This is a genomic window from Methanotorris formicicus Mc-S-70 (genome assembly GCF_000243455.1).
GTDB classification, from domain to species: Archaea; AGJL01; Methanococci; order Methanococcales; family Methanococcaceae; genus Methanotorris; species Methanotorris formicicus.
Map to the genome: position 1 here is coordinate 1 of NZ_AGJL01000036.1, position 19000 is coordinate 19000.

Genomic DNA, 19000 nt, shown 5'->3' on the forward strand with positions numbered 1-19000 from the left:
AGTTAATATTGTTAAATCACACTATCAGTAGTTTAATATTTTGTGTTTATTTAAGAAGCGATAAGTGCCATAATTTCTCCGTCAAACTAATTATATAATCCCTATTTTCTAAATTCCCAATCCATTCTTTTGGTATATTGCTGTAGTTGTAATAAGCCCCCGCCATTGCTCCAACCATACAACCCAAACTATCTGTATCTCCTCCAGCATTTACTGCCTTGATTATTGCATCCTTAAAATTATCTGTCCTTAAAAAGCATAGGATTGCGGATGGAACGCATTCAATAGCATTTATCCCAGTCCCAAAAATCTCAAAACCCTCTTCAATATCCTCAATATTGTTTATTAATCTTATCTTCTCTGAAAATTTTGGGCAAATATCACTTATAAATTCACTACATTCATTTATTAATCCTTCTTTTCTATCCTTTAGAGCATTAAAAATAAAAAAACCTACTGCCAATGCCCCAGCAATTGCCTCATCATTATTGTGTGTTATTTTTGATGCTTCAATGATGTTTCTCTTTAACTCATCCAAATTATTACAATATAATGCCAAAGGAGCAACCCTCATCGCTGCACCGCATGTTTTTGAATCTATTCCTTCAAATTTATCATTGATTAGATTTTTTATGGCCTTTTCACTTGTAGGGCCTATACCCCTTGGTTCATTTTTGTACCATTCTATGAGATTTTTAATGAATAGTTCTTTACTAAAACCTTCTTTTGTTATCGCCTCTGCAAGTGCAAGGGTTTGTTGTGTATCATCTGTATATTGTCCTGCCTTTAAATATCCTTTAAAATGGTTCTCTGGATTTTTGTAGTTGTCTATTGTTCCATAGATTGATTTTATTTGTTCTTTTGTTAATCCTTCAGAAGGCATGCCCATTGCATCTCCTATTGCCAAACCGATCAAACAACCTTTAAACTTATTTAGCATAAAACCACCAAAATAAAAAATAGAAGAGAATTTATTTAAAAAGCATCATAACGATATATGCAAAGACAATAACCAACATGGTAATAAAAAATATCTGCTGAGTTCTCATCATCTTTTTTCTCTTTGCTATATATTCTTCCTTACATTTTTGAGAACAAAAACTTTCCTCTGGAGGGATGGATATTCCACAGTTCAAACAATGTCTATGAGGTGGAATCATAATTTCACACTCGATTTATTTTTAATTATAATTTTGTTATGCATCTATTTATAAATTTGGAGTTTATTCCGGTTCGATAACTGTTCCACTGTGTCCACCAATAACTGCCTTTAAAATCTCTTCTGGAACTCCTTTAACCACAACAACCTTCATATTTGCCCTATCTATAATTTTTGATGCCAATGGGTCAACAACACCAGAAGAACCTGCTTTAATTGATGCTGATATGGTTAAATCAACAAGTTCCTTTGTTGTTATTTTTGTTAGTTTTTTGGCATTTGCATATTTGTTCGGGTCTTTGTCATAAACACCATCAACATTAGTCGCTATGATTAGCAAATCAGCATCAATAAACTCTGCCAAAGAAGCGGCAACAGCATCTGTTGTGTGTGCTGGGTGGGTTCCTCCCATAACCACAATTTTGCCCATATTTAAAATAGTTTCTGCCTCTTGGAAATTTGTAGGGACTTTTTTAGTTGCATAATTCCCTAATGCTGCAATTAAAAGCATGGAGTTCATTCTTGTAGCCATAATGCCAATTTCATCGCAAAATGATTCGTTTGCCTTAAGTTCCCTTGCAACGGATATGTAGTTTCTCGCTGTATAACCACCGCCAACAACAACACAAACATCATTTCCCAAATCCTTTACCTTTTTAAATACTTCTGCGTATTCTTTAATTTTCTCAATTGATGCTCCATCTTTTGGCATTATCACTGAGCCACCAAGTGCAAAAACAACTCTCATCAAAAGCCCTCCGATAAGTTAAATTTACAGAATCCTGATTATCAGTTAATTAAAAATTCTAAAAAAACTATGTAATTTTATGGTTGCACAGAATATAATCTATAAGGGATATTTAAGGTTTTACATTACATATTTAAAAATAGAAACATTTAAAAATAGAAAATAATTGATATCCATAACTCATAAAAATAAGGAGATGTAATACATATAATGCAATATGAATTTAACCTCTTAAAGCCATCTTAATATCTTCAACTTTAACTGTCTTTCTACCTGCGTGCTTTGCTAATGCAGCAGCCTCTTGAGCAATGTTCATTGCAATTTCTTCTAAAGCCTCAGCAAAGAACTTACCTGCTTCTTCACTTACTCTTTCAGCACCAGCCTTTTTCAAGATTCTTACTACTGGTGCAACTGGAAGTTCTGCCATAGAATCACCTCAAAATTTTTATATTTTTAAATTGGATAAATAAGTATATAAATTTTTCGGAAATTTTTGATATAATTGGATAAAATCTTAAGCCCTTTTCTGACACATTAACGTTACTTCATTTATAGTGTTTGCCTTTAAATTCATTATTTTTAATATTTTTATATTTGCATTTTCGAAGATTTTTTTAACCTTACTGATATCCTCTTTTATAGCATATTTATTTTCAGATTTTATTGTGTGGATTATGTAGCCATTTTTTACCAAAAACTTTGATAATTTAACCGTTAATAATGCAGATTCCTCTGGATATAGGTTTGTGTCGTTGGTTAGTAGTTGACATTGTGGTAAATTATCAATGTCTTCCGCCCTCTTTTTTATGTGTATGATGTTGTCTTTTTTTATTCTTAAATTTCCAGTATCTATTGCATAGACAACCTTTGCATTCTCTGCCAATACCTTTGCCCAGCCCCCCGGAGCAGAGCCAATATCCACCGCTATATCAACATCAAATATATTCGGATATCTCTCTACCAATTCTTTCATCTTTCTCTCTGACCTGTTTAATGGCCTTTCTATGTATCTTTTTAGGTATTTTGATTTTTTTATGTTCCCTTCATGCCTAAATTCATTAAAGTTATCATCAAAAATTGAAATATATGCAGTATCTTGAATGATTTCAATATTTATCTTAAAATCGTAGTTTTTCAAATCAACCTTTAAATCAAAATTCTCTAAAATCTCTCTTCCAATAAATCTCTCAACATCTTCACTCGTGTATTTATGTCTTCCCCTTCTATTGCATCTAACGACAAAAGACTTTCCATCAATTGATTTGGTTTTTAACAAAGAAATGGTGTTTTTCCTTATACTCTCCAAATCTGATGGACATTCAACTTCCAATGGAACAGCACGCATCAAAAATTTAAATTTATCCTTTTCTTTCTTTATTACTTCAATGGTTTCATAGGGATTTTCAGATAAAACCTTCAAAAGACCCCTAAACATGGTGTATTTTATAATCTTCTTTATATTTAGGGTTTTTAGTTCTTCCTTTAAATAGGTCTCAAATCCTGGTTGTGTTGTAACCAATAATGTAGGCTTCATAATAACCACATTATTTCCTAATAAATTCCAATATTGCCTTTGCAAGGTTTATCTTATCATTTAAGGTTTTCATAATGGTGTTTGTTACCAATGTTTCGCATTTTATTTTATCTGCCTTATCTGCATCAATCTCATCGATAACCATGACATCAAGGATATCCTTATAAAACTCATAAACTCCCAAAACATCAACACTTAACCCTTTTGCCTTCATTAAAGTCCCTGCAGGACCGCTAACCACTTTATCTCCAACAATTGGAGAGACGACAACAACAAATTTATCTTTTAATGCCTTTTTTATATCTTTAATACTCAATATCGGACCTATCGATGTTATGGGATTTGAAGGGCCAATTAAAACAAAATCACTTTCTTTAATTGATTTTAACGCTCCTTCACAACCCTTTGCATATTGTGCATTCTCATAAATCACATCAACAACATCAACATTCCCCCTCCTCTTAATCCAAAAATCATGAAATTTTAAGAGTATCTTCCCATCGTTTTCTTTTGCAAGTATTTTTGTCTCGACTCTATCATCTGTCATTGGATAGATTTTTGCCTCAATGTTCAATGCCTTCCTCTCTATATCAATAACTTCTGACAACTTAAAGTTCTTTTTAAGAAAGTGTGTTTTATGCATCTTTAATGCCCTATCTTTATCCCCAATCCTTAAAACTTCATCAAATCCAAGTTTTTTTAGTTGCTCATGGCAGTAAAAAGTATCTCCTCTAACCCCATACCATGTTTCTTCATTTATCAAATCTGCAAAAGTATATAGAACAGTATCAACATCAGGAGATAGGTATAAATCCCCTATCCAAGTATCTTCCCCTGTGTTAACAATAACAGAGATATCCTTTTGTGGAATAATCCCCTTCAGTCCTTGAATGAGTTTTGGTGTTCCAGTCCCTCCTGAAAGGACAGTTACTTTCATTTTTCCACCAAGTGTTATATTTTTCTGATTTTGTTTATTGTTTTTAGATATTCTTGTCTAATGCGTGTTATTAAACTTCTCTTTTTGTATTTTAGCCTTTTGGATATTATTTTTTTGACGTTATCCCTACCATTGTATTTTTTGCATAGTTTTTTTAGTTTTTTAGCATTTTCAAAGTAGATTTTATTGTTTTGAATTTCATTTATTGCAAACTCCAATTTTTCAATTTCATTGTGGGAAATGTATATTCCACATCCTAAGTCCTGGACTTTTTGGGCATTGTTCTCCTGCTCTGGATGATCTAAGTCAGGGATAACAATAATTGGCTTTCCAAATGATATGCTTTCCATTATTGTTGAATGTCCGCCGTGACAAACTATAAATGAGCAGTTTTTTATCAACTTCTCCATATTGTTTGTAAATGGAATTACCTCAATATTTTTTGGATCGTCAGTTAATTTGTTTATGTAATTTTCCAATTGTTTCCCAACCTCCAAACTACCACAAACCAATTTAACATTTAAATCATTTTTTACTGCAATTTCTGCCAAATGTTTCAAAATTCTATATCTGTACTCAAATCCACCAATAACGCTCAATATGTAACCTTCATCCTTGATATTTTTTGGTTTGTATCTTACCAAAGGTCCAATAAACTCCAAATTATCAATAATTTTTAGGTTGTATTCACATATTGTGTAAGGTAAAGGTAAATCTGGAACCAGAACTTCTTCAGCAGATATGTTGATGACATTCAGCATGCCCATAACTGGATAAACAATGAACTTTTCTTTTTTATTGGTTTTTGTGTAGTTTTGGTTTGTTATTATGTAGTATGGCTTTTTTAAAAATCCTGCTGCTATAACGGTGCTATATTTGCAATCAGATATTATCAAATCTGGTTTGTAGTATTTTATTATTTCCATCTCCTTTTTAATTGCCTTAGTGGGATTATATTCCTTATTAAATATGCTTTTTTTAATATCGAACTTTCCCTCATACCCAGTTAATTTGATTTCTGGATATGTTTCAAAAACCTCATATCCAAGAGATTCAATGTAATCCTTACTTTTCCCATAGGCAATAAACGCAATGTCATACTGATTTTTTAATTCTTCACCTACTGCAATGCATCTTGTTGTATGCCCAAATCCTTCCCCACAAATGGAAATTAATATTTTCATAAGTTTCACCAATTAGTTTTCAATATAGTTTTTAGCGTACTCATAGGGGATATTGTACTCCTCAACTGGTAATTTTTTAGCCCAGAGTTGTGTTTTTGCTTCATCAATTGCTTGTTGTGCATTCCCACTGTTCTTATAGAGTTCTTTTGCCTTATTTAATACAAGAATGTCCACTGCAACTGCAATACTACTTTCAATAGGATTATCTCTTAAGTATATGATGGTATCTCCATTTAATACTGCTGGAACTTTGAGGTATTTTGATAACAGCATAGCAGTTGGAGTATTTTTGTTTATTAAAATACCGTATTTAAAGTTATATACATCCACATCTTCACATCCAAATGTGGATAGGTTGCAGTTATAGCAATACTTTACATGGTATTTTGGTTTTTTCAATAAAATAATTTCCCCAGGAATTTCTAATACACAATCCCTATCGTATTCCCCAACAAATTCCCTATAGTTTGTGTATATTTTAACTGTATTATTCTCATAAACCCTGATTGTGTATTTTGGATTTAGTACCCTTAAGGATATATAACATGGAGTATAAAAATTTGAAACAGAAACAACATCATCAAAATTATACCCATCCACAAGACAGTAATTTAAATAGATGTTGTTTTTTAATTGGTATTCAATTATTTTTTCAGAGGTTTCAACCCTGTCATTTCCCCAAATCCTAATTACTGGGGCATATTCTTCCAATTTTTTTTCAACATTGTCAGATACTGCCTCTGGACCACCAATAATGATAATTCTCTTTGGATTAATAATTTTTATTATCTCCTCTATTTTCGGATTTAGGCCATCTTTTTCCGTCTGAAGGATTATGGCATCTGAATGGTATGCATAGTCCACTATTGCCAAGCAATCTACCCAATTATCATTGGTAACTATTACGGTATCAACTAAAGATGGTTTTTCTCCAATGGTTAATGCATCAGTACATGGGATTAGTATTAGTATAATTGTTAGTAGTTTGAGGTATCTCACAACAATCCCTCCAAAAATAATTTATTTAATTTCTCTCAGAACATCCTCAGAAAGGACAAGTTTATTAATTCTTCCAATCTTCATCTTTTTTACAATCCCTCTTTGCTCTAAATCCGATACAAGACGTGAAACCTTAGGTTTTGTCATTCCAGTGATTTCAACGATTTCCTTCTGCGTTATTGAACCATATCTTCCTATTAAATTGATAATCTCCTTTTCCTCATCTGTTAAAACATTCATTAATATATCCCTTCTATTCGATTCATATTCTTTAATTTTATTCTCTAACATTTTTATATATTCATCTTTTCTGTTTATTGAGTCTTTTAGAGATTCTAATTCCTTTTTATATCTCTCTGACAACTCTTTATAAGCATCAACGTCATCTTTCAATTCATCAATTTTTAATAGTTCCTTTTTCAACTCTTCAACCTTTCTTAAACATTTTTCATATTCTTCCTTAATTTTTTCTATTTCTTTGTCCTTTTTGATAACCTCCTTTTTATACGCCTCAACACTCATATTTGCATTCTTTAAATCATTGTTTAATAATTTATTTATTTCACTTAATTTTTTAACTTCGTTATCTTTCTTCTCCAGGGTTTTACTTAAATTTTCAAGTTCTTTTTGCAGATCTTCTATTCTGTTTTTGTATAGTTTGTTTTTTCGCGTTGCAATCATAAAACAAAGGAGTGAAACTGCAAGTAGAAAAGATACTCCTGCAAATCCATAGGTTAGTGTATTGTTGACTACTGGTTTTGTGATTATTGCGTAGGCTACTGTTGCTGTAAATGATTTTTCATCTTCCAATTCTTTTTTCCATTTAATAACTATTCTCCTCCCATCTGTATCAACAACATAACCTTGTGGGGTTATACTTAAGAATCCTTGGGGGGAAACTACTGCCGCTCCTGGGGGGAGTTTTATGGACAATTCAAACTTTGATCTAACTGCTGGAACGCTTATGGACAATAATTTTTCCCCATTTTCTTTATCCCAGACCAAGTTATCGGTATCAAACTCTAAGGTTATTTCTCCATGTTCATTCTTTTTTATTGGATTTTCTAATTCAATATATATTTCAGTTGCTCCTTCAATTAACCTTTTAGAATATGACTTAACCCCCCTATCTGAATAAACCTCTAAATTTTTCAGAGTTTGGGGAACGATGTATGTTATATCTTTAATATCCTTGGAGTTATTGTTGAATATTGAAAGTGTTATGGTTTCATGGACGTTATTGTTTGCATCGACATCACACACTACTTCATATTTTTCAAACGATATTCCAAATGCAGAATTCAAAAACAACATTATTAAAAGTAAAAGACATATTTTGAGTTTTATATTACCCACCCTTTAGAGGTTTTTCAATACTAAAATATTTATAGGATTTCCAAAAAGGTTTAATGAGTAATCATCTTTTGATAAACTTTTTAAAAGTTTCATTGTAAAGTTATATATAAAAAATTATAAAAAGAATTCTACAAAGTTAACATTCCATAAATAAAAATTAATTTAAGTTAACCCATCAATTATAAATATTATTTAAATCTTTATTTTTAATATTTTTGGTGGAGGGAATTTTGATGAAAATAAACTATAAGATATTAACCATAGTTCCAATAATACTAACCATCCTTTCCGCTGCTTTTGTAGTGGTGTATGGTATTCCAAAGAGCATTGATGTTGTTGGGGGAACAGAAATCACCATAAAAGCCCCTCATGATGTTAATATTGAACAACTAAAAGAAACCTTAAAAAATGCAGAAGTTAAAAAACTCGAATCTCAATCAGGGACGTTTATTGTTATTAGAGTGGATAAGAATGCAAATATTGATGAAGTTAGAAAGACATTAAGAGAATTCTTTGGTGTTGATGACTTAAGTAAGTTGGATTATGGTGAAAAACAAATTGGACCTTCACTAAGTGAGAAGTTTTGGGAAGAGGGAGTTAAAGCCATTGGATTTGCATTTCTATTTATGGCTGCTGTAGTTTACTTTGTGTTTAGAAATCCGATACCAAGTGGTGCTGTAATTCTTGCGGCGTTATCTGATATTATATTAGCACTTGGGGGAATGAGTTTATTGAGAATTCCTCTTTCAACAGCAACAATTGCTGCATTGTTAATGCTTATTGGTTATAGTGTAGATACTGACATCATGCTAACGACAAGAGTTTTAAAGAGAAAATCTGAAAGTTTGGATGAGAGGATTAAGAATGCTATGAAAACAGGAATAACAATGTCAGTAACAACCATTGTGGCAATGATGGTACTTTATTTGGTTATTACATTCTTTGTCCCAGTTGCAGAGACGTTAAAAAATATTGCGGCGGTGTTGTTAATTGGTTTGATAGCGGATTTAATGACAACATGGCTTACAAATGCTGGAATATTAAGATACTACATAAGTGAATATAAAAGAAAATAATCTTTCTGCTTTTTTTATTTTTATATGAATTCCCAAATTAACATGAAAATTTTTCTTTAATTTTATCAATTTTCTCGTATAATTTCTCTAAAAACTTATTATCAATGCATTCAAATCTTTTATTTTCCATTAAGACCTCTCCATTTGTTATAACTGTATCAACATCATTACCATTTGCAGAATAGACGATATTTGATTTTATGTTGTGGATAGGCCTTAAATGAGGAGCAGTTAAATCAATTAAAATAATATCATTATTCTCAATTCCCAACACCTCACTATTAAATGCCATCTTCAAAACCGTATCTATGTCTCCAACTGTTGCATCCCATCTATGTGCCTTATGTAAGATAGAGCAAACCTTAATCTCCTCCAACATATCTAAGTTGTTGTTGCTTGCAACTCCATCGGTTCCAATAGTTACCTCAACACCATCATTTAGCATCTCAATTAAAGGCATAACGCCTCCACTCGCCAACTTCATATTACTTACTGGGCAATGGGAAACCTTTGTTTTATGTTTTGCTAATTTTTTAACCTCTTCTTTTGTAATCCAAACACAATGAGCGGCAATTACATTATTATCTAAAATATCTATTTTTTCCAAATATTCCACTGGTCTCAAACCAAGGTTATTTTCCATTTCAACGACTTCATACCTTGTTTCTGACAAATGAGTATGCAATAAAGTACCATAATCATCCGCTATCTTTTTACATTCTTTATATGTCTCTTCTGAACATGTATATGGAGCGTGTGGAGCAATTGCTGGTTTTATTAGTTCATCTCCCATATATTTCTTAATAAAGCCCTCTGCCATCCTTATTAATTTATCCTTATCCTTACATTCTGGAGTTCCAACGTCAATTATTGGGAAAGAAATAACTCCCCTCAATCCAATTTCCTTTGTTGCCTCTCCCACTTTCTCAGCAAAAAAATACATATCATTAAATATTGTGACTCCAAACCTTAGCATCTCTAAGCATCCCAATAAAGAGCCATAATAAACATCTTCTTTTGTTAGTTTTGCCTCATTAGGCCAAATTTTTTCACTCAACCACTCTTCCAACCTCATATCGTCTGCTATTCCCCTCAAAAGCGTCATTGGAATGTGAGTGTGAGTATTAACTAATCCTGGCATTGCACATTTGTTTTTCCCATCGATGATCTTTAAATCTTTTTGATTTAGATTTTCTTTTTCTATTAAATTTCTTCCCATAATTTTTTTTATTCCATCTTCTTCCTTCTTAATCAATACATCGCAGTTTTCATAAACTTTCAAATCTTTATCAATTAAATAGGAGAGATTCTTTATTAAAATCATCTTCACTCCTCCTTTACTCTTAAATAAACATAAACATCATATTCATTCCCTTCCTCATCAATTGCTTTTGTTTTCTCTCTGAAATAATAAATTCCTTCATCTTCATAATCATCAAATATCCTCAACTCTTCCTCAGTTATGTCCATTAAAATAACTCCTTCAACAGTTGAACCTTCCTTTCTTTTAATCCCATAATATCCAATACTTTCATCAAAAAACTTTTCAAACCCAAAAATTTTTCCTTTTTTCATTTTTGGCACTCGATTTATTAGTTCCTTTAATCTCTCCTCTTTCATTAACTCCCCGTATGCAAATACATTAAATTTTTTGTTTTTCCCATCATACCTTTTCATACATGGATTGCCTCCTTCATTATTATTGGTTTTAATTCTTTTCTTATATCATCCCTTAACACCAAATCAACTTTAATTCCCAATAAATCAGACAAATAATTTTCTAAATTCACAAACTCCAATAAAGATGGAAGTTCATAAAATTCAACTAAAATATCAACATCAGAGGTTTCCTTTTGCTCTCCCCTCACATAAGAACCAAATACCAAATTCTTAAAATATGCATATAGTTGTTCGCGAATTTTTTTGAACACTATTAAACATAATGAATTTCTGAAAGAATGTTAAAACCATTTTATTAAAATTAAATAAAGTTATTTAACCTTTAATTTTTATAGTGGTTATGTCCATTTACTAACGCGAACAACTATAATTTCATTCAAGGTTCTCATAACAACCCCTCAACATTATTTAAAGAACGCTTCCAACGTTAATTGCTTTGTCTTTTCTTCTTTCTTTTCTGATTTTTTGGTTTTTTTGCCTTTGCTTTTCTTTTCTTCTTTGACTTCTTCAATTTTCTCAACTTTTATTTCTTCTGTTTCTTTTTGTTCTACTTCTATTTTCTTTTCTGCTTTTTCTTTAATTTTCTTTTCTTTTTCTTTCTCTTTCTTCTTTTTATTTATAATTTTGAAAACTTCTGATGCTAATTTTTTACCCACAATATTTTCAAGTTCCTCCTTTGTTATTTCAAAGTATTCAACTAACTCCGCCCCCATCTCCAAATTGTTTTCTATTATTGATTTCAACAATTCCAAATCATCTCTTGCCCTTTTTGATGATGTGTGTGTTTTTTCCCCAATTTTTTTAAGGATTTTTTTCAATGTTTCTCTTTTTGCCTTTGTTCTTGTTAGGAGCGTTAAAACTGATGGGTAACTATACTTTGTAAAGCCCCTATACTTCTCATCCTTTGCCAATGCAACACCAGCAGTCATTAAAGATGAGGCAAACCTCCAAAGTCCAAAATACTGCCTTTTATAAACTCTCCCTAAAAATATATCTGCCTTTGATAAATAATCAAAAGCCCTCTCTATATCTTCAAGTTTTTTGTATTCTTTTGGGATATTCTCTGCCAACCATTCCTCAACAGTCTGCAAATCTTCACTGCAATTCATCAATGCCATTGTAGCAATGTCGTAATGTGTAGTTTTAAGAATAATCCTCATCGCATCAAAAATTGTCCTTTCAGTGTCTCTATCAGGCAAATGTGAAGCAATTTCTTGATTAATTTTCCCCCCTAATGCCAATGCTTCCAAATCATTTATTGCTGCCCTCAAATCACCACCACTATGCTTTGCTATGATTTTTAGGGTTTTTTCATCAACATCTAAGTTCTCTTTTTTTGCTATCCTCTTTAAAACTGCCAATATTGTGTTTGTATGGACATTTGGGACATTTATAACTTCACAAACATCCCTTAAAGGCTTTAGTGTGGGTTTGTATATGTCATTTGCAGTTAGGATTATTGGATTTTTTGCTTCTTTTATTACTTTAAGTATCTCACTAACCCCTCCAGAATCCTCAGTTCCAGAGATTCCATCAACCTCATCCAATATTATTAATATATTCTTCCCCGTTAATGATTTTGAAGTAGATGCAGTCCCAACTATTTGCCTAATTGCTGCTCTATTCCTTTTGTCACTTGCATTCAACTCAATAACATCAAAACCATAATCCCTTGCTAAAGCATGTGCCAATGTTGTCTTTCCACATCCTGGATTCCCAACCAATATAATTGGCTTTGGATTTTTTCCTTTTATATGGTCTTCAATCCACTTTTTTAGTTTTTCTTTGATTTCGTTATGTCCTGCAACCTCTTTTAGCGTCTTTGGTCTATATTTTTCAACCCATTCTAACATTATGGACACCTTAGTGTTTATTTTTCAATGATTTTAAAATCAATCACCAAAACATTCTCCTTTGGGGAGTATGATTTAACAATCTTTTTTTCCAAAACTTCACATTTACATTTTGATTCAAATAACTTTATGGCATCTTCAAAATCCTCTCCAATTGTGTAGTAGTGAATAACGCCTCCTTTCTCAACAATATCCAATGCCTTATCAACAAATTCATGAGCATACTTTGGAAGGTTCATTATGACTCTATTTCCTTTGACATCAACTTCCCTAACATCACCCAATATAGGAATAATTTTATGCTCCAACTTATTTAACTTAATGTTCTTTTTTAGGAGTTCTATGGCATGTGGGTTTATGTCAATTGAATAAATCTTTCTTGCATTTCTACATGCAATTGAGAACGGCCCAACTCCAGCAAACATATCAACAACAACATCATCAATGCCAACCTTTTTGCCTATTCTTAACCTCTCTCCTCCCAACCTTGGGGAGAAATATACCTTTGCAATATCGACCCACAAACGATAGCCATTTTCTTTATGCATTGTTAAAGTTCTATTCTCCCCTGCCAAATGCTCCAATTCTCTAACTCTAAACTCTCCTTTAACCTCACTTTTTCTCCTAAAAACCCCTTTGCATGGGATTAATTTATATGCTATTTCTCCAATCTCCTTCCTTGTTTTTTCATCAATTTCATCAGAAATTTGCAAAATTACCAAATCTCCAATAACATCATAAGATAGAGCAATTAAACCTTCATCAATCTCCTTCCTGAATCTTTTTGATATAACTTCCCTAAAACTTAGTTTTCTTTTAATTTCTTTTGGTTTGATGTCTTTTTCAACAATTTCAATGTTTGGATTTAAATCTTTCAAATTTACATTCTTTAAATTCTCTTCATTTAATGGAATGTATAAAAAATCCCCTTCCTTCACTATTCCGTAATTTTTGTTTAGTAATTTGTTTTCTAATAATAATCTTCTTATTTTTTCTCCTTCTTTAGTATAGACCTTTGTACATAAAACCAATTTCTCACCTAACTTCTTTTAGGTATGGTTGTTTGCAGAGCATCATACATTAGATATAATAAAATTTTGAAAGGACAAATGTAAATGACTTATAGTTGGCTTTATTCTTTTACTGACTTTAGTATCCTATACCCTCCTTTTATTGTAACGGTCTCAACATTCCCAAAAACCTCTCCCATAAACTTCGCAAGAGATTTTGCTCCATGCTTGGTTTGGATAACAACCCACAAACTTCCATTATCTTTTAATAATTCCTTTCCTTCTTCAATAATTCTATGTATGACCTTTTTCCCTGCCTTTATTGGTGGATTTGATACAATTATATCATATTTTTTATGCTTAACATTCTCATACAAATCTCCCTGATAAACCTCAATATCCAAGTCCTCCAAGTTATTTAATTTTATATTTTCCTTTGCCAATTTTATGGCCCTTCTGTTGATATCGGTCATAACAACTGAATTTACTTCATCGGCAAGAGTAATACCTATAACTCCATATCCACAACCTAAATCCAAAACATCATCGTCCTTATCAACCTCAACTTCCTCTGCAAGTAATTTGGTGCCCTTATCTACCTTATTTGGGGAAAAAATTCCAGAATCTGTCTTGAAAATTAAATGTTTTCCTCTTATGACATCCTCAATAATCTTTACATCGTGTTTTGATGTTGGCTTTTCTGAAAAATAGTGCATACTATCACCAAAAGATTTATAATAATTCTTCTATAATCTTATAAATTATTAACTCAAGTATTAAAATTATGGGTGGAATCATGCATTTATTGGATTTGGATGTGCTAAAAAGGGAAGATATAGAGAAAATACTAAAATATGCTGAGTACTTCAAAAAGAACAGATATAATCATGAAAAAATTTTAAAAGATAAAAGCATTGCCATAATATTTGAAAAACCATCCACAAGAACAAGGATGAGTTTTGATATAGCAGTTCATGAACTCGGTGGGCATTCCTTAATAATGAACCAAAATGAAATACATTTGGGAAAGAAAGAGAGCATTAAAGACACTGCAAAAGTTATGAGTAGATATGTGGATGCAATAGTTGCAAGGGTTTATGAGCATAAAACATTGGAAGATTTGGCAAAATATGGGACAATTCCAGTTATAAATGCATTGAGTAACCTCTCCCATCCATGCCAAATATTGGCAGATCTCTTAACAATAAAAGAATATAAAAAATCCTTTAAAGGAAAGAAAATTGCATATTTGGGGGATGGAAATAACGTCTGCAATTCTTTAATACTTGGTTCTGCATTAGTTGGAATGGATATGGTTGTTGCAACACCAAGGGGTTATGAGCCGAATGCGTTAAATGTCTTGAAGGCATTGGAAATTATTGATGAGTATGGAGAAGGTTCATTAAAATTAACAAACGACCCAATTGAGGCTGCTGAGGATGCGGATATTTTATATACTGATGTTTGGATCAGTATGGGGGATGAGAAAAACTTAGATAAGGTCTTAAAAATCTTCCCACCGTTCCAAATAAATGAAAAACTTTTAGAATATGCGAAGGATGATGTAATCGTCATGCACTGCCTCCCAGCAAATAGGGGAATGGAAATAACTGATGACGTTATTGATGGAGAACATTCTGTTGTTTATGATGAGGCGGAGAATAGATTGCATGCTCAGAAAGCAGTGTTTAAATTTATCTTCGAGGCATCATCGAGCGAAGTGAGATGATGCATCATTTTTGATGAAACTTTTTTAAAAAGTTTCGTGGAGAATAGATTGCATGCACAAAAAGCGGTATTTAAGTTTATCTTTGAGGCATTGCCGAACGAAGTGAGGTAATGCATCCCGTTTGGATGAAACCTTTTTTAAAGTTTCGTGGAGAATAGATTGCATACCCAGAAGGCAGTATTTAAATTCATCTTCAAGAATCATAAGTGACATTAGATAAACATTATTTTTTATTTTCCAATTTCAAAGAAAAATTTTATTTATCCAGAGAGGTAGACAAATCTTAAAGCAAAGACCACTGCTAATATATAAACAAGCCAGTGGACTTCTTTTGCTTTTCCACTAAACACCTTCAATATTGGATAAGTTATAAAGCCCAGTGCCAAACCAGTTGCTATACTAAAAGTCAATGGAATGGATATAAGGGTTATAAATGCAGGGATTGCCTCTGAAACGTCATCCCAATTTATGTATTTTACACATGTCATCATCAACGCTCCAACAATAACTAATGCTGGAGCGGTTGCATAGGCAGGGATTGCTTTTACTATTGGATAGAAGAATAATGCCAACAAAAACAATAAAGCCACAATTACTGAAACAAATCCAGTCCTTCCACCAACTGCTATACCAGATGCAGATTCGATGTATGTAGTTACTGTTGAAGTTCCTAACAATGAACCAAGGACTGTTCCAATGGAATCTGACATTAATGCCCTCTCAGACCTTGGTAATTTTCCATCTTTTAAATAGCCTGCCTGGGAACTTAAAGCACTTAACGTTCCCAACGTATCGAATAAATCAACAAAGAAGAATGCCAATACTATTGTCAATAATCCCAAATTCAAAGCCCCTATTATATCCAATTGCATGAATGTTGGGGCTATTGAAGGAGGCATTGAGATAATTCCATCTGGGAATGGAGAAATACCTAAAATCATCCCAATCAATGCAGTTATTACAATACCCCACAAAATAGCCCCAATGATTTTTCTACAAAGTAAAATCCCTGTCAAAAATATTCCAAACATTGCCAATAATGTTGATGGCTCCAACAAATTACCCAATGTAACCAATGTTGCCTTACTATCAACAATAATTCCGGCACTTTTCAACCCAATAAACGCAATAAACAAACCAATACCAACAGCAGTTCCATATTTTATAGCATTTGGAATTACATTAAATATCATCGTTCTTATTTTTGTAAGTGTTAAGATTACAAACAATATCCCGGATATGAAAACTGCCCCTAAGGCAACTCTCCAATCAACACCCATACCTAAGCAAACACCATAGGTAAAGTAGGCATTCAACCCCATTCCAGGAGCGAGTGCAAATGGATACCTTGCAAAAACACCCATTAATAAAGTTGCCATAGCAGAGGATATACAAGTTGCAACCATAACTGCTCCAAAGTCCATTCCTGTAGCACTTAATATCTGCGGATTCACAAAAATAATATATGCCATTGTCATAAATGTTGTAATCCCTGCTAATGTTTCAACTCTAAAATCTGTTCTATACTTCTCAAATTCAAAATATTCAGCAATCTTACTTAGCATTGGTATCCCCCAATCTTGTTGAGAAACAATACAAAATTACTTTATACTTTATTGCCTTTTATTAAGTTTACTATCGAGTTCAATAAATTTAGAGTACTAAACTATATTTTATTTGTAATAATGAAAAATATAATAACAAAAAGGGTGAAATTGTGAAGAACATTAGTGTAGGGCTTTTTGGAGATATTGAAAATGTTGGTAGAGAATTGGGAAAGAAAGGGACATCAACAGATATTACTCTTTACAACTACAAGATTGGAGATGATGCGGTATTGTATGTTGAACCAACAAGGTATCCAGAGAGGATACAACCCCTAATATACACAATAAACATGACAGATTATGCCTTAGTTTTTGTTGATGAGATAAAGCCAGAGTTGGGAGAGACGTTATTGGCATTGGATATGTTTGGAGTTAAAGAAGGAACTTTTGTTGTTGGGAAATATGTTGATTTTGAGCAGTTGAAGGCAATAGTGGCTCCAACATCAATGAGAGATTTTGATATAATGGAGAAGGATTTTATAAAAATAAGAGAAAAGATGACAAACTTGGAAATAAAAAAAGAAAATAATGGTGAATTTACAAAGATCCCAATAGACCACTTCTTTACTGTTAGGAGTGTGGGGACTGTTGTATTAGGAAAGGTTGAGAAAGGGGAAGTTAAGGTTCATGATAATCTAAAACTTTACCCAACAGACAGGGAGGTTATGGTTAGGAGTATTCAAGTGCATGATAAGGACGTTAAGGAGGCAGGTTTGGGAAGTAGAGTTGGACTTGCATTAAAGGGAATAACTACAGAGGAACTGGAAAGAGGTATGGTACTATCAAATGGGGATTTAGAAGTTTCTGATGAAATCCCATTGAATATAAGATGGAATCCATTCATGCAGAAGGAAGTGAAGGTTGGAGAGGAATATCAAATAATTTGCGGATTACAGGCAGTAAGTTGTAAGGTTGTTGAAAGAGAAAACGAGAATATAATATTAAAACTAAAAAAACCAATTGTTTATGAAAAAGGAGAAAAAATTGTATTATTGGATGGAAGTGCAAAAATAAGGATTTTAGGTGTAGGTGAGTTATGACATTCTCTTCGCCCTAAAGGGCGGAGTTTCTTTAGGAGGGCAGAGGGTTTATAACCCTCACCCTCCATGGGTTGCCAAGCCCACTATCCCCATCTCCGTTTAGGAGATTCGGGACTACGCTTTCTAACCTTAAGCCCCCATCAGTGGGATTTTCGAGACCGAAGCGTTAGTTTCGGGTAGCAAAATCTCTGATTTCACCTGAACCCCACCCATAAGAACGTGGACTGGGGGCAATAAATAATATGCTGAATTGAATATATAAATTTAACACTTGTCCCTCCCACCCCTATCCCCGAGATTAGGAGAGAGAGTAGCAAAAATCTTACGGTTTTTGCCTGAATTCATCACTGCCTTAAATGCGGTGCTTTCTTAGCGACAACAAATGGTAAAAATATTATTTATAAATTTTATTTTTTGATTGAAGTTAATGATGGAGCACAAAAAGTATATATAACAGTTATGAAAAAATTACAAAATCATATTAATCAAATATTAGAGAGGTGTATTATGGAAGCATTGGTTTTAGTAGGGCATGGCAGTAGGTTGCCATACAGTAAAGAGATAGTTGAGAAGATTGCTGAAAAGATAAAGGCAAAAAATATATATCCTATTGTTGAAGTTGGTATGATGGAGTTCAATGAGCCAACAATTCCACAGGCAGTTAAGAAGGCAATTGAACAAGGGGCTAAAAAGATTATCGTTGTCCCTGTTTTCTTAGCCCATGGAAACCACACAAAAAGAGATATCCCAAGAATATTGGGGTTAATTGAGGATGATGGAGAACATCACCACCATCATGAACATGAGCATCACCACCATCACCACCATCATGAACATGAAAAGTTGGAACTTCCAGATGATGTGGAGATAATATATAGGGAACCTTTGGGAGCAGATGATAGGATTGTTGATATTGTTTTAGATAGGGCTGTAGGAAGATAATATCCTTTTATTATTTTTATTGAGACAATAGAGGTTGTCGAAAAATATTAAATAATCGATAATAAATAATAGGAAATATGAAGCAAGATAAAAATGACAAAATAGAGATAAAAAATAAAAGTTTCTAAGAAACGGAACGGATATTG

20 protein-coding genes are annotated in these 19000 nt (G+C 32.6%); 4 read left to right on the forward strand and 16 right to left on the reverse strand.

The genetic code is table 11. The features are described from left to right. Window positions 1–46: 46 nt before the first annotated feature. The 9 genes from METFODRAFT_RS06680 to METFODRAFT_RS06720 all read right to left on the reverse strand — a co-directional run bounded on the left by METFODRAFT_RS06680 (window position 47) and on the right by METFODRAFT_RS06720 (window position 7875). Window positions 47–940 (reverse strand): ADP-ribosylglycohydrolase family protein, encoded by an 894-nt coding sequence (locus tag METFODRAFT_RS06680; protein WP_007044806.1) that lies wholly within the window; start codon window positions 938–940, stop codon window positions 47–49. Window positions 941–971: 31 nt separating this feature from the next. Next, complete coding sequence (locus tag METFODRAFT_RS06685; RefSeq protein WP_007044807.1) at window positions 972–1160, reverse strand: DUF2116 family Zn-ribbon domain-containing protein; 189 nt, start codon at window positions 1158–1160, stop codon at window positions 972–974. Window positions 1161–1223: 63 nt separating this feature from the next. Next, window positions 1224–1907 (reverse strand): UMP kinase, encoded by a 684-nt coding sequence (pyrH, locus tag METFODRAFT_RS06690; RefSeq protein ID WP_007044808.1) that lies wholly within the window; start codon window positions 1905–1907, stop codon window positions 1224–1226. 223 nt (window positions 1908–2130) lie between these two features. After that, window positions 2131–2334 carry a histone family protein gene (locus METFODRAFT_RS06695; protein ID WP_007044809.1) on the reverse strand — a complete coding sequence of 68 codons (204 nt, stop codon included), beginning with the start codon at window positions 2332–2334 and terminating at the stop codon, window positions 2131–2133. 87 nt (window positions 2335–2421) lie between these two features. Further along, entirely contained in the window at window positions 2422–3441 is a 1020-nt protein-coding gene (locus METFODRAFT_RS06700) for a THUMP domain-containing protein (protein ID WP_007044810.1), read from the reverse strand. Between the two features lie 10 nt (window positions 3442–3451). Further along, the gene (cofD, locus tag METFODRAFT_RS06705) at window positions 3452–4378 is read right to left on the reverse strand and encodes a 2-phospho-L-lactate transferase (RefSeq protein ID WP_007044811.1); all 927 of its coding nucleotides are present in this window, start codon (window positions 4376–4378) and stop codon (window positions 3452–3454) included. 14 nt (window positions 4379–4392) lie between these two features. Next, window positions 4393–5562 (reverse strand): MJ1255/VC2487 family glycosyltransferase, encoded by a 1170-nt coding sequence (locus METFODRAFT_RS06710; RefSeq protein WP_007044812.1) that lies wholly within the window; start codon window positions 5560–5562, stop codon window positions 4393–4395. A gap of 12 nt (window positions 5563–5574) precedes the next feature. After that, window positions 5575–6561, reverse strand: a complete 987-nt coding sequence (locus tag METFODRAFT_RS06715; RefSeq protein ID WP_007044813.1) for a cell wall-binding repeat-containing protein — start codon at window positions 6559–6561, stop codon at window positions 5575–5577. A 21-nt stretch (window positions 6562–6582) separates the two neighbouring features. After that, complete coding sequence (locus tag METFODRAFT_RS06720; protein WP_007044814.1) at window positions 6583–7875, reverse strand: helix-turn-helix transcriptional regulator; 1293 nt, start codon at window positions 7873–7875, stop codon at window positions 6583–6585. Between the two features lie 275 nt (window positions 7876–8150). Between METFODRAFT_RS06720 and METFODRAFT_RS06725 the strand changes: the two genes are divergently transcribed. Next, window positions 8151–8993 (forward strand): protein translocase subunit SecF, encoded by an 843-nt coding sequence (locus tag METFODRAFT_RS06725; protein WP_007044815.1) that lies wholly within the window; start codon window positions 8151–8153, stop codon window positions 8991–8993. Between the two features lie 37 nt (window positions 8994–9030). Here METFODRAFT_RS06725 and METFODRAFT_RS06730 read toward each other — a convergent pair whose 3' ends face one another. From METFODRAFT_RS06730 to METFODRAFT_RS06755, 6 genes are all read right to left on the reverse strand, one after another. Continuing rightward, window positions 9031–10317, reverse strand: a complete 1287-nt coding sequence (locus METFODRAFT_RS06730) for an amidohydrolase (RefSeq protein WP_007044816.1) — start codon at window positions 10315–10317, stop codon at window positions 9031–9033. A gap of 2 nt (window positions 10318–10319) precedes the next feature. Further along, window positions 10320–10670, reverse strand: coding sequence for a gamma-glutamylcyclotransferase family protein (locus METFODRAFT_RS06735; RefSeq protein ID WP_007044817.1), 351 nt, complete (start codon window positions 10668–10670; stop codon window positions 10320–10322). Further along, window positions 10667–10924: a nucleotidyltransferase family protein gene (locus METFODRAFT_RS06740; RefSeq protein WP_007044818.1), complete on the reverse strand. Its 258-nt coding sequence runs from the start codon at window positions 10922–10924 to the stop codon at window positions 10667–10669. Before METFODRAFT_RS06740 ends, METFODRAFT_RS06735 begins: the two co-directional genes overlap by 4 nt. Before the next feature lie 153 nt (window positions 10925–11077). Then, on the reverse strand, window positions 11078–12526 hold the full coding sequence (locus METFODRAFT_RS06745) for a replication factor C large subunit (protein WP_007044819.1): 1449 nt from the start codon (window positions 12524–12526) through the stop codon (window positions 11078–11080). Between the two features lie 17 nt (window positions 12527–12543). Beyond that, entirely contained in the window at window positions 12544–13557 is a 1014-nt protein-coding gene (gene trm5b / locus METFODRAFT_RS06750; RefSeq protein WP_007044820.1) for a tRNA (guanine(37)-N1)-methyltransferase Trm5b, read from the reverse strand. Window positions 13558–13658: 101 nt separating this feature from the next. Next, the gene (locus tag METFODRAFT_RS06755; protein WP_007044821.1) at window positions 13659–14252 is read right to left on the reverse strand and encodes a class I SAM-dependent methyltransferase; all 594 of its coding nucleotides are present in this window, start codon (window positions 14250–14252) and stop codon (window positions 13659–13661) included. A gap of 80 nt (window positions 14253–14332) precedes the next feature. On the opposite strand from METFODRAFT_RS06755, the gene argF reads away from it, so the two are divergent. Further along, window positions 14333–15265 (forward strand): ornithine carbamoyltransferase, encoded by a 933-nt coding sequence (gene argF / locus METFODRAFT_RS06760; RefSeq protein WP_007044822.1) that lies wholly within the window; start codon window positions 14333–14335, stop codon window positions 15263–15265. A 260-nt stretch (window positions 15266–15525) separates the two neighbouring features. Here argF and METFODRAFT_RS06765 read toward each other — a convergent pair whose 3' ends face one another. After that, window positions 15526–16830: an NCS2 family permease gene (locus METFODRAFT_RS06765; RefSeq protein ID WP_007044823.1), complete on the reverse strand. Its 1305-nt coding sequence runs from the start codon at window positions 16828–16830 to the stop codon at window positions 15526–15528. Between the two features lie 152 nt (window positions 16831–16982). Here METFODRAFT_RS06765 and METFODRAFT_RS06770 point away from each other — a divergent pair, with 152 nt between their 5' ends. Beyond that, window positions 16983–17912, forward strand: a complete 930-nt coding sequence (locus tag METFODRAFT_RS06770; RefSeq protein ID WP_007044824.1) for an EF-Tu/IF-2/RF-3 family GTPase — start codon at window positions 16983–16985, stop codon at window positions 17910–17912. A gap of 459 nt (window positions 17913–18371) precedes the next feature. Beyond that, window positions 18372–18854 (forward strand): sirohydrochlorin nickelochelatase, encoded by a 483-nt coding sequence (gene cfbA, locus METFODRAFT_RS06775; protein ID WP_083820861.1) that lies wholly within the window; start codon window positions 18372–18374, stop codon window positions 18852–18854. Window positions 18855–19000: the final 146 nt, after the last annotated feature.

Bases quoted from the DNA above. Each gene is read 5' to 3' on its own strand.
- METFODRAFT_RS06725 (WP_007044815.1), top strand. From the start codon at position 8,151: ATGAAAATAAACTATAAGATATTAACCATAGTTCCAATAATACTAACC.
- METFODRAFT_RS06700 (WP_007044810.1), bottom strand. From the start codon at position 3,441: ATGAAGCCTACATTATTGGTTACAACACAACCAGGATTTGAGACCTAT.
- METFODRAFT_RS06765 (WP_007044823.1), bottom strand. From the start codon at position 16,830: ATGCTAAGTAAGATTGCTGAATATTTTGAATTTGAGAAGTATAGAACA.
- argF (WP_007044822.1), top strand. From the start codon at position 14,333: ATGCATTTATTGGATTTGGATGTGCTAAAAAGGGAAGATATAGAGAAA.
- METFODRAFT_RS06695 (WP_007044809.1), bottom strand. From the start codon at position 2,334: ATGGCAGAACTTCCAGTTGCACCAGTAGTAAGAATCTTGAAAAAGGCT.
- METFODRAFT_RS06745 (WP_007044819.1), bottom strand. From the start codon at position 12,526: ATGTTAGAATGGGTTGAAAAATATAGACCAAAGACGCTAAAAGAGGTT.
- cofD (WP_007044811.1), bottom strand. From the start codon at position 4,378: ATGAAAGTAACTGTCCTTTCAGGAGGGACTGGAACACCAAAACTCATT.
- METFODRAFT_RS06720 (WP_007044814.1), bottom strand. From the start codon at position 7,875: ATGTTGTTTTTGAATTCTGCATTTGGAATATCGTTTGAAAAATATGAA.
- METFODRAFT_RS06685 (WP_007044807.1), bottom strand. From the start codon at position 1,160: ATGATTCCACCTCATAGACATTGTTTGAACTGTGGAATATCCATCCCT.
- METFODRAFT_RS06755 (WP_007044821.1), bottom strand. From the start codon at position 14,252: ATGCACTATTTTTCAGAAAAGCCAACATCAAAACACGATGTAAAGATT.
- pyrH (WP_007044808.1), bottom strand. From the start codon at position 1,907: ATGAGAGTTGTTTTTGCACTTGGTGGCTCAGTGATAATGCCAAAAGAT.
- METFODRAFT_RS06680 (WP_007044806.1), bottom strand. From the start codon at position 940: ATGCTAAATAAGTTTAAAGGTTGTTTGATCGGTTTGGCAATAGGAGAT.
- METFODRAFT_RS06730 (WP_007044816.1), bottom strand. From the start codon at position 10,317: ATGATTTTAATAAAGAATCTCTCCTATTTAATTGATAAAGATTTGAAA.
- METFODRAFT_RS06710 (WP_007044812.1), bottom strand. From the start codon at position 5,562: ATGAAAATATTAATTTCCATTTGTGGGGAAGGATTTGGGCATACAACA.
- METFODRAFT_RS06735 (WP_007044817.1), bottom strand. From the start codon at position 10,670: ATGAAAAGGTATGATGGGAAAAACAAAAAATTTAATGTATTTGCATAC.
- cfbA (WP_083820861.1), top strand. From the start codon at position 18,372: ATGAAAAAATTACAAAATCATATTAATCAAATATTAGAGAGGTGTATT.